Source organism: Nesterenkonia alkaliphila, from assembly GCF_009758175.1.
Lineage (GTDB): Bacteria > Actinomycetota > Actinomycetes > Actinomycetales > Micrococcaceae > Nesterenkonia > Nesterenkonia alkaliphila.
In genome coordinates this window covers 90,556-100,398 of the sequence record NZ_WRPM01000038.1, presented here as the reverse complement: position 1 = coordinate 100,398, position 9,843 = coordinate 90,556, and the positions used below count along the sequence as shown (strand labels likewise).

The window sequence follows — 9,843 nt, the reverse complement described above, 5'->3', positions numbered from 1 at the left end:
GGGGGCACTTACATCCCGATCAGCCTACCCGGTCCCGTTGGCACTCAAATGGATACCCCTTTTGTGCAAAGCCCTACACATACTTACTCAACGGACCACGTCACCCTTGATTGTGCCGCCCTCGCCTTCGCCGTCGTCCTTCTTCTTCCGGCCAACGTGCTCGGCGAGCATATCCCGGCCGTTGTGGACGGTGATCTCAATGGTCTCCAGGGCTCGTTCGACCATCTCGGTATCAGCCTCGGCGCCTTTTGCCAGCTCCTGAGTAACCACCCGGGTCTGGACCTGGACGATCTTGAACGAGTGGTCCAGCTTGAGGTTGCGGGTATGGGTGTCCTCGTCCACCACGGCGGTGCCGCCCGAGGCGGTGGAACGCTGAGCTGCGGCATCAGCCCGGGCGGAGTCCACCGCGGCGCCGAGCTTGCGAGCGCCACGGCGGAAGGTGAGGACCAGGACCGCGGCCAGCAGCAGCCAGCCGCCGGCGATCACCACCAGGATCCAGCCGATGATCTCGTTCTGGTTGGCGGCGAAGATCAGTGCAACCAGCAGCACCGTGATCATCACCGCGAAGGCGATCCCGGTGCCGCGGCGGCCGGCGTTCTGCAGGGCCTGCTGCGGAGAAGGAAGGGATTGAGTCACAGTTGACCATTCTTTCAGACCCTGCGCATAGGATCGAACCGTCCACCGCACCGCACCAGAAGGAGCCAGTAGTGACCGACCTGCCGCAGACCACCGCCCCCGCCGCCCAGCGCACCACCTGGATGCGCCGCTACACGCTGGATCCGGCACTGGCCGATGGGTTCGTGGAGTTCCTCACCAAACAGGTGATCCCCGCCCGGGAGGGGCGCGGGTTCACTGTGGAGTCGATCTGGCTTGATGAGGATAAGTCCCAGCTGACCTGGTTTGTCTCCCGGGCTGGAACTGCTGAGGAGTTCGCCGCCGCCGAGCGGGAATGGGAGGAGTCCCAGGAGCGGGCCGAGATCTTCGCCGGCACTCCCAAGTACGTCACCGCCAAGGATCTGCGGGAAGTCACCCAGCTCCGCTGAGCCACCGCACACGAGCTTGAGCACCGCTGTTTTCGGGGCAAACGGGTCCGGCACTGCCTGATACGCCGAAATCCGCGCAGCTCACCGAGTGCGCTTGGCGGCGCGGGCGGCGCCCACGGCTGCGAGCACACTGGTGGACATGGCAGCGGCAATCAGCAGCGCGGAGATCACCATCGCCTGCTGGTGGCCATGGTCCTGAGCCACCAGGAAGTAGACGCCGGTGGCCACCGCCATGCCCATGGCGGTGAAGATCCGCTGCACCGTCTGCTGGACCCCGCCGGAGGCCCCGGCCATCTGTTCGGGCACGTCCTGCATGGACAGGGTCTGCGCAGATGGGATCAGCAGCGCCTGGGAGAACCCGCTGACCCCGATGGCCACCGCAATCCACCACAGCGAACCGTAGTCGGATCCCATCAAGTGCACGGCGCCAGCCAGCATCAGTACTGCAAGCACCGCCGTGCATGAACCCAGTACCAGCATCCGGGTCCCCCACCGTGGTACCCGTTTGCCTACTCCAGAGGCCAGCAGAAGCACCATCAGCCCGCTGGGCAGGCTGACGATTCCGGCAGTAAGCGCGCTGTGCCCCAGTCCGTCCTGCAAGTAGATGGGAATCACCGCCCACATAGCCGGCATACCCAGGAAATAGAGCACCAGGATTGCTGAGTTCCAGGTGTAGCTGGGCAATGTGAAGAGCCTGAGGTCCACCATGGGGTCCTCGGGACGACGCCGCCCCAATCGCCGCTCCCAGAGCACCCACCCAGCGGCCAGCAGCACCCCGGCAGCGGCTGCCACGACGCCCCATCCGCCGCGCAGCTGGATGAACGGCAGCATGATCAGCACGATGGCTGCGGTCAGCAGCAGCACACCAATCGGGTCCAGCTGCCGTAGGTTTCCGGAGGCGCGGGCGCGGGGTGCCCTCCGACGCGGCAGCCAGAGCACCCCGAGCACCACCCCGAGCAGACCGATGGGCACATTGATGCCGAAGACCAGTCGCCAGGAATACTCCTCCGGGGCCAGCTCCACCAGCAGGCCGCCCACCAAGGGCCCTAGGGCCACCCCGAGCCCGATCACCGTGGCCATCAGCCCGTAGGCCTGTCCGCGTGCCGCACCGGTGAACAGCTGCTGGATGACACCGATGATCCGCGGCAGCAGCATAGAAGAGGCCAGGCCCATCAGCACCCGGGCCACTATCAGCAGCTCAGGGCTGGGGGCCAGGGCCGCGGCCGCGGAGGTCAGGCCGAAGAACCCAGTACCGGCCAGGAACATGCCGCGGCGGCCCCATAGGTCTCCGGCCCGTCCGGCGGGGACCAGGCCCATGCCGAAGGCCAGGGCGTAGCCGGTCAGGATCCACTGCAGGTCGGACTCGGAGGCACCGATGCCCGCCACGATCACCGGGGCGGCCACGATCACCGAGGAGATGCTCAGCAGGGCGGCGAAGAGCGGCAGCAGCAGCGCGAACATCACCCGGCGTGTTGGTTGCCCCGGCGCGCGCATTCCGGGCTCGGCTTCTGGCTGAGTTCCGTCCACCGTCCCGCCTGAACTCGGCTCGGCCGCTTCGCTGCGGGCCGCATCGCTGCTGGTCACTTAAGGCACTCTATACCGAAAAGGGGGGTCCGTTGCCTGATGCAACGAACCCCCCTTTTACCAGTTCAGGATCAGGCGCTCCGGTTGAACTGCTGCAGGTACTGCACGTTCTCGTCGTTGAAGGCCAGCACCAGCCAGTACACGGTGACGGCCAGCCAGGCCACGGTGACCACCAGAGTGACCAGACCGAACACGGTGGCCAAGGCTCCGAGGTTGAAGAGCAGGGTCCCAGCGGTGAGCAGGATGCCGATGATGGCCATCACGATGCCCAGCACACGGGCCCAGTTCTTATTGTTCTTAAGCCCGAAGTAGACCAGCAGGTAGAGCCCGATGGCGATCACCAGCGGCACCAGGATGATAGCCCAGGCGACAGCCATGCTGACGGAGAGCACCTCATCGACGCTCATCCCGCCGAGGTCCTGGTTGGCCAGCTGCTCGCGGGCAACCTCCTCGGCCTCGCCGGTGAACATCGGCACCAGGGAAATGATCGCGCTGAGCACGTAGAGCCCAAAGGAGAGCAGGGTGAACTGCTTGAGCTTGCCGTACTTCGCCGGCTCCTGCACAGGGCCGCCGTAGGCGTTGGGGTTATAGGCATCGGTGCCGTATTTGCCGCCCGGGGTGGCGGGATAGGGGTTGGCCGCGGCGTCGTTGTGTCCCTCTGCGGGGCTGCCCCACTGGGGGCTGCCGTCATTCGGTGGGGTGCTCATGGTGCTCCTTCGTCCTCTCTCTTCTGGGTTCGGGTGCTCGTCACTAGATTCCCAGCGAAGGCTGGACGTTCGCTGTGCGCTGCCCTGAGCATCTTATTCATAGCGGAGAGCCTCGATCGGATCCTTCTTCGCCGCCCGGGCGGCCGGCAGCGTGCCGGCCAGGAAGGCGATGAGCACGATCAGCAGGAAGATCCCTCCGATGGCCAGGGGGTTCAGCCCGAAGAGGCTGAGCTCAGCGAAGCCGCCCAGCGGCCCGTCCTCCGCGGTGAGGAATGCGTCGGCTACGAATCCCGTGGCCAGGCCCAGGCCGATGCCCAGCAGGGAGCCCATCACCCCGATCAGCACTGCCTCCATGGAGAAGAGTCCGAACACTTTGCCGCTGGACATGCCCAGGGCCTTCATCAGCCCGATCTCTCGAGTGCGCTCCTGCACGCTCATCAGCAGGGTGTTGACGATGCCGAAGCTGGCCGCCAGCAGGGCGATCAGGGCGAACCCGGAGAGGATCCAGGTGATCGCATCGATCAGCGTCTCGAACATGCCGATCTGGTCCTCCAAGGTCATCGGCCAGAAGCCCTCATCGGTCAGCGCAGCCTTGACGGCCTCCTCGTTCTCCTCAAGGTTCTCCACCTCTGCAGCAGCCATGATGTAGCCCTCGGAGACCTGACCCTCGTAACCCTCAAGGTTGATCTCGGCCACTTCCTCGGCCAATGCTACGGAGGGGATGGGCTGGAAGCCCACACCGGCCAGCGTCCCGTGCAGCACACCGCTGATCTCCACCTCGATCTCGGTGAGCTGACCCACGGCATTCGGCGCGGCGATGGTCAGGCTCTCCCCAACCAGATCCTCGGGATCATCAGTGTCGTAGATGCTTGCCCAGTCCTCGGGCACTGCGATCTCCATGGCACCGCGGTCGGGGGTGGCACCGGCGGCCACCTCGGCCAGGGCATCGTTGAGCGCAAAGTCGAACTGTGCCTGGTACTGCCCGCCCTCGGCGGTCTCCACGTACTCGATCTGGGCGGCCACCTCGGCACTGACGCTGGTGATGTGCTCAGTGTTCTCGATGGTCTCAATGTCCTCGGCAGTAAGCATGCCAGTGCCGAAGCCGGAGTCCATATTCGCGGCTGCATCCGGATCGTACTCCGGTGGGCCGTCCTGGTCAGTGGCGTCGGCCTCTATCTGGGGTACCACGTAGATGACGTCATCCTCACCGAACCCGCCGAAGATCCGGTCCACGGTCTGGTTGATCCCGGCACCCAACCCGGAGGTCAGGGTCAGGGCGAAGGCGCCGATGAATATCGCAATGACGGTGAGGAAAGTGCGCATCTTGGAGCGCAGAGTGTTGCTGAAAGCTGTTTTGGTGACATCGAGTGACCTCATCGGGCACCGCCCTTTCCGAACTTCATAAGACGACGACGAGTGGCTGGCTTCGGCTGCGACGGCTCACCGGAGGCGGCAGGAGCCTGGGCAGCCGTGGGAGGGGCCGTGCTTGCTCCGGTCTGCTCCTCCACGATCTGGCCGTCCTGCATGATCAGGCGGCGCTGGCACTTGGCTGCCAGGTCCTCATCATGGGTGACCACCACCAGGGTGATCCCGTGGTCGCGGTGCAGCCCGAAGAGGATGTCCTCCACCGTCTCGGAGGTGGCGGTGTCCAGGTTACCGGTGGGCTCATCGGCAAAGAGCACCTCGGGATTGTTGATCAGGGCCCGGGCGATGCACACCCGCTGCTTCTGTCCCCCGGAGAGGTCGGTGGCCTTGTTCTTGGCCTTATCGGCCATCTCCAGCTGCTCCAGGGCGGCCATGCCGCGCTCATTGCGCTCGGATTTGGAGACCCCGGCGATCTTCAGCGGCAGGGTGACATTCTCCAGCACCGTCTGGTTGGGGTTGAGGAAGAACTGCTGGAACACAAACCCGAAAGTGGCGTTGCGCAGTCCGGAGACCACCTTGGGCTTGAGTTTGGTGACCGGCTTGCCGTCTAGGGCCACCACACCGGAGGTGGGTTCATCCAGCAGCGCCAGCAGATGCATCAGGGTGGACTTTCCGGAGCCGGACTTACCCACGATCGCCACGGATTCACCGCGGTTTATCTCAAAGGTCAGCCCCTTGAGCGCGTGGAAGGCCGCGGGACCGCGGCCGTAGACCTTGACCAGGTTCTCCGTCTCTAAAACGGGGGTGCTCATATCTCCCTCTTTCGTGGAATCGGATGATGTTCTCAGTCTTACGGATGATGGGCGCAGGCACATCGCTCCTAAGGATGAATCCGGAGAGGTTCAGGGATGAACCAGGGTCACCCTTAGGGTGATTTCATTAGTTTGCTAGCAACATAGCTAGTTGTAGGTGTAAACTGTTCGGCATGCCCATTACGACTGCACTGGCCTCCAGTGCGCCCTCCGAGACTGTCTCAGCCGCAGCTATCCATGCCCAGGATCTGGTCAAGAAGTACGGCGACTTCACCGCGGTGGACGGCATCAGCTTCAGTGTGACCCGTGGCGAGTCTTTCGGCCTGCTGGGCCCCAACGGGGCCGGCAAATCCACCACTATGCGGATGATTGCCGCAGTAGCCTCGCGGACCTCCGGGCAGATGCTGGTGGCCGGCCTGGACCCTGAGCAGCAGGGACCGGAGGTCCGGGCCAGACTCGGCGTGATCCCGCAGCAGGACAACTTGGACGAGGAACTCACCGTCCGGGAGAACATCATTATGTACGGCCGCTACTTCGGCCTGCCGCGGCGCTACCTGCTGGCCAAGGCTGATGAGCTGCTGACCTTCGCCCAGCTGGAGCATAAGGCCAACTCCAGGGTGGAGGACCTCTCCGGGGGCATGAAGCGGCGGCTGACCATCGCCCGCGCACTGGTCAATGAGCCGGAGGTACTGCTGCTGGACGAACCCACCACTGGGCTGGACCCGCAGGCCCGGCACGTGCTCTGGGACCGGTTGTTCCGGCTCAAGGAGTCCGGCACCACGCTAGTGCTGACCACCCACCATATGGACGAGGCCGAGCAGCTCTGCGACCGGCTGGTGGTGGTCGACCACGGCACCATCATGGCCGAGGGCTCCCCGGCCGGGCTGATCCGCGAGCACTCCACCCGCGAGGTGCTGGAGCTGCGCTTCGGCATGGACCGCAACGCGGAGCAGGCCAAAACCCTCGAGGAGCTGCTGACCAACACCGGCCGTGACATGGCCCGCACGGACCCTTACGGCTCCGCACGGGTCCCTGATGTCGCGGTTCCCACCGGCACTGGGGAAGTGGGCTTCAGCCATATTGAGGTACTGCCTGACCGGCTGCTGGTCTACGCCGAGCAGGCCGAAGCAGCCATGGAGAAGATCCATGCCGCCGGCCACCGGCCGATGACCTCGCTGGTCCGCCGCTCCTCCCTGGAGGATGTCTTCCTGAGACTGACAGGACGATCCCTCATTGACTAGTACACAGACGACGACGCCGCGGCCCTCCCCGGCCGCCGATAAAGGGGCGCTGGTGGCGCGCACCAAACGGTGGGGCGCGTTCTACCAAGCAGAGGCCACACTGCGCTCGATGCGCGCCTACGGCGGGGTGATCCTGTTCTCCTCCACCTTCCAGCCGATCATGTACGTCCTGGCCATGGGGCTGGGACTGGGCGTGCTGGTGGGCGCGGAGACCGACTTCTCCGCCTACGGTGCCGAGAGCTACCTGATGTACATCGCCCCGGCCATCCTGGCCTCCACAGTGGCGATGACCGCCGGCATTGAGTTCACCTTCCCGGTCATGGAGGGCTTCAAGTGGCGGCGCAAATACTACGGAGCTCAAGCCACCTCGCTGACTCCGCAGCAGATTGCACTGGGCCATATCCTCGGGGTGAGCTGCCGGTTCGCGGTGCATGCCCTGATCTTTACCGCAGTGCTCTTTGCCTTCGGAGCATTGAGCTCGCCAACAGCGGTGCTGATGCTCTTTGCCGCCGTGCTGGGCGGACTGGCCATTGGTCTGCCGATCATGGCCTATATCTCCACTCTGCGCGATGAGAAGGGTCATGCTGCCATCATCCAGCGGTTCGTGATCATGCCGCTGTTCCTGTTCTCCGGGACCTTCTACCCGCTGACCAACCTCCCGCAGTTCCTGCAGGTCATCGGCTGGATCTCACCGATCTGGCATGCCAACGAGCTGGGCCGGGTAGTCGCGTTCGGCCAGCCCACCCCGCTGTGGCTGCTGCTGGTGCATATCGGCTACCTGTGCACTGTGGTGGTCATCGCCTGGCTTGCGGTGCGGCGGGTCTTCATCCGCAGGCTGGGCTATGACGAGTGGCGGGGCCGCGTCCCGGGGCTGAAGGCTGATAAGCGCAGGCAAAGCAAACAGGACGCACGGGAGTCAGCAGCCGGCAGCTACCAGCGCAGCGAGGGTGTGCCCCTGGTGAACTTCCGCCGCGGGCTGGGCGCCAACTACTACTCCGGCAATATCCGCGCGGTGTTCACCCGCGGACTCTCCGCGATTCGGAACAACCGGGGCATCATCTTCATCTCTGGTTTCCTGGAGCCGGTGCTGTTCCTGACCAGCTTCGGGCTCGGAGTCTCCCCCATGATCTCAGGGATCGAGGCTGAGCAGGCGGGTCTGGCCGGTCAGGACACGATCAGCTACGCGGCGTTCATCGCCCCGGCCCTGCTGGCGGTCTCGGCGATGAACGGCGCGGTGTTCGACTCCACCTGGAACGTATTCTTCAAGCTGAAGATCACCAAGCTGTACCAGACCATGATGCAGACTTCGTTGGGACCGGTGGATGTGGCCATCGGCGAGATCTGCTTGGCCCTGTTCCGCGGCGGTATTTATGCACTCGGGTTCCTGGGTGTGCTGATGGCGGCAGGACTGGTCAGCCCGCTCTCGGCGGTGCTGATGTGGATCACTGCGATGTTCATCGCTCTTGGCTTCGCCTGCATAGGAATGGCCCTCACCAGCTTCATGAAGCGATTCCAGCAGATGGACTGGATGATGATGGTACTGGTCCCGATGTTCCTGTTCTCCGCCACGCTGTTCCCCATCGATGTCTACCCCACCGGGGTCCAGTGGGTGATTCAGGCGCTGCCGCTGTGGCACGGGGTGGAGCTGATGCGCGATATTGCGTTCTGGAACTTCAGCAGCCTGACCCTGGTGCACATCAGCTACTTCCTGGTGATGGTGATCGCCGGCGGCACTCTGGCCGCTTATCGCATGAAAGCCCTCTTCCTGCGCTGAGCTGGTCCCGACCGGCTGCAGCGGCGCCGGCTTTCGCGCCTGAAGTCGGCCGGATCACCAAGCTCCCGACCTCACCCACTGTCCTCGTTCTCCTGGCGTTGGGTGTCGGTGCCGGTGATCAGGGCGTCCAGGCCCAGGGAGCGCAGCTCGGCGCGGTGCTCGGCGATGTTCTCCGTGTCCTCGGTGCGCAGCAGCAGGACCACCGTCCGCTCGGCACCCTCGGGTCCCATAGCGTGCCAGGTAGCGGTTGCCACCCCGGGGAGTCCGCCGCCCTTGAAGGAGAGCCAGTCCCACCAGGGATCCTCCACCGGCTCAGGCAGGCCCGGACTCGTTGTCAGCACCGCGCGCAGCTCGGGGTGGTCCTGCTCGCGGGCTGCCAGCGCCTGGTGCAGCTGGGCAATGTCCTGCGCGGAGGCGTACCAGTCGATGCCGAAGTCCAGATCCTCTCCGGTGGGATCCAGTGGATCCAGCTCCAGCGGCCGCTCAGCCACCTCCTCCAGGACCTCGCGGCGCTCCGCCTCCTGGAGCTGCTCCCAGCCCGCACCGAGCTCGGGATAGCCCCAGCGCAGCTGAAACATCTCCCGGGTGCTGAGGAACGGCTGCAGCAGCTGAGGCTCGTGGTGCCCGTAGTCGGCCGCCGCCTGCTCCACCCTCGCGCGTCCCAGCAGGTCCAGGAGCATATCGGTGCCAGTATTGTCACTGATTGAGATGGTGCGGATCGCCACATCGTGCACACTGGTGGTGTAGCCCTCAGCCTGGTCCTGCAGCGTCCCAGCAGGCAGACTGCGGTGCTCCTCGGCAAGGGTCATGGTGTCCTGCCATCCCACCTCGCCGGAGTCCACGGCATCCACCAGGGCAGCCAGCACATAGAGCTTGGCCACTGAGGCCAGCGGCGCAGCCTCCTGACGTCCCAGCTGCAGCAGCGCCTGCTCATCCTCCAACACCAGTGCCTCCACCTCTCCGGGCAGGGCTTCCAGCCGCTGGGCGATCTCCTCGAAGCCCGCTGCCGGTTCCAGGATGTCCTCCTCGGCACCCTCTGCCGCGGCGTCGTCGTTCTGGGTTCCCCCGTCCAGCGGACCGGAGTCTGCCGAATCCCCCTCCAGGGGCAGGAACTGGTTCCCTCGCTGGGGGCCGTCCTCTGCACAGGAGGTCAGGACAAGCAGAGTCAGCGCAGCAGCGGCAGGAAGCCGGCGGGAGTCGGTCACAACCGATGAGACTAACGCCTCTGGACGCCGCTGTGCCAGGGTGCCCGGCATGGCCACTGACGACCGCCTACTGGGGGATAGACTGCACTGAGGCATATCTGATGACATCAGC

At 64.9% G+C, this 9,843-nt stretch carries 9 protein-coding genes; 3 read left to right on the top strand and 6 right to left on the bottom strand.

The window, feature by feature from the left end:
• Positions 1–87 precede the first annotated feature (87 nt).
• Positions 88–636, bottom strand: a complete 549-nt coding sequence (locus GNZ21_RS06035) for a hypothetical protein (protein ID WP_188503365.1) — start codon at positions 634–636, stop codon at positions 88–90.
• Positions 637–707: 71 nt separating this feature from the next.
• Between GNZ21_RS06035 and GNZ21_RS06030 the strand changes: the two genes are divergently transcribed.
• A complete protein-coding gene (locus GNZ21_RS06030; protein WP_157322353.1) occupies positions 708–1,043 on the top strand; it encodes a hypothetical protein in 336 nt (111 codons plus the stop codon).
• Positions 1,044–1,124: 81 nt separating this feature from the next.
• Here the strand turns inward: GNZ21_RS06030 and GNZ21_RS06025 are convergent, their stop codons facing one another.
• The 4 genes from GNZ21_RS06025 to GNZ21_RS06010 all read right to left on the bottom strand — a co-directional run bounded on the left by GNZ21_RS06025 (position 1,125) and on the right by GNZ21_RS06010 (position 5,511).
• Positions 1,125–2,627: an MFS transporter gene (locus GNZ21_RS06025; RefSeq protein ID WP_157322351.1), complete on the bottom strand. Its 1,503-nt coding sequence runs from the start codon at positions 2,625–2,627 to the stop codon at positions 1,125–1,127.
• 71 nt (positions 2,628–2,698) lie between these two features.
• Positions 2,699–3,334 (bottom strand): hypothetical protein, encoded by a 636-nt coding sequence (locus GNZ21_RS06020; RefSeq protein WP_157322349.1) that lies wholly within the window; start codon positions 3,332–3,334, stop codon positions 2,699–2,701.
• Between the two features lie 93 nt (positions 3,335–3,427).
• On the bottom strand, positions 3,428–4,711 hold the full coding sequence (locus tag GNZ21_RS06015; protein WP_157322346.1) for an ABC transporter permease: 1,284 nt from the start codon (positions 4,709–4,711) through the stop codon (positions 3,428–3,430).
• Positions 4,708–5,511 (bottom strand): ABC transporter ATP-binding protein, encoded by an 804-nt coding sequence (locus GNZ21_RS06010; protein ID WP_157322344.1) that lies wholly within the window; start codon positions 5,509–5,511, stop codon positions 4,708–4,710. The genes GNZ21_RS06015 and GNZ21_RS06010 overlap by 4 nt, the downstream gene beginning before the upstream one ends.
• A gap of 173 nt (positions 5,512–5,684) precedes the next feature.
• On the opposite strand from GNZ21_RS06010, the gene GNZ21_RS06005 reads away from it, so the two are divergent.
• Together GNZ21_RS06005 and GNZ21_RS06000 are read left to right on the top strand one after the other, a co-directional pair.
• Positions 5,685–6,752 (top strand): ABC transporter ATP-binding protein, encoded by a 1,068-nt coding sequence (locus GNZ21_RS06005; protein ID WP_157322339.1) that lies wholly within the window; start codon positions 5,685–5,687, stop codon positions 6,750–6,752.
• Positions 6,745–8,526 (top strand): ABC transporter permease, encoded by a 1,782-nt coding sequence (locus GNZ21_RS06000; protein ID WP_157322329.1) that lies wholly within the window; start codon positions 6,745–6,747, stop codon positions 8,524–8,526. The genes GNZ21_RS06005 and GNZ21_RS06000 overlap by 8 nt, the downstream gene beginning before the upstream one ends.
• Positions 8,527–8,597: 71 nt before the next feature.
• On the opposite strand, the gene GNZ21_RS05995 is transcribed toward GNZ21_RS06000, so the two are convergent.
• Positions 8,598–9,731 carry a serine hydrolase gene (locus tag GNZ21_RS05995; protein WP_157322321.1) on the bottom strand — a complete coding sequence of 378 codons (1,134 nt, stop codon included), beginning with the start codon at positions 9,729–9,731 and terminating at the stop codon, positions 8,598–8,600.
• Positions 9,732–9,843: the final 112 nt, after the last annotated feature.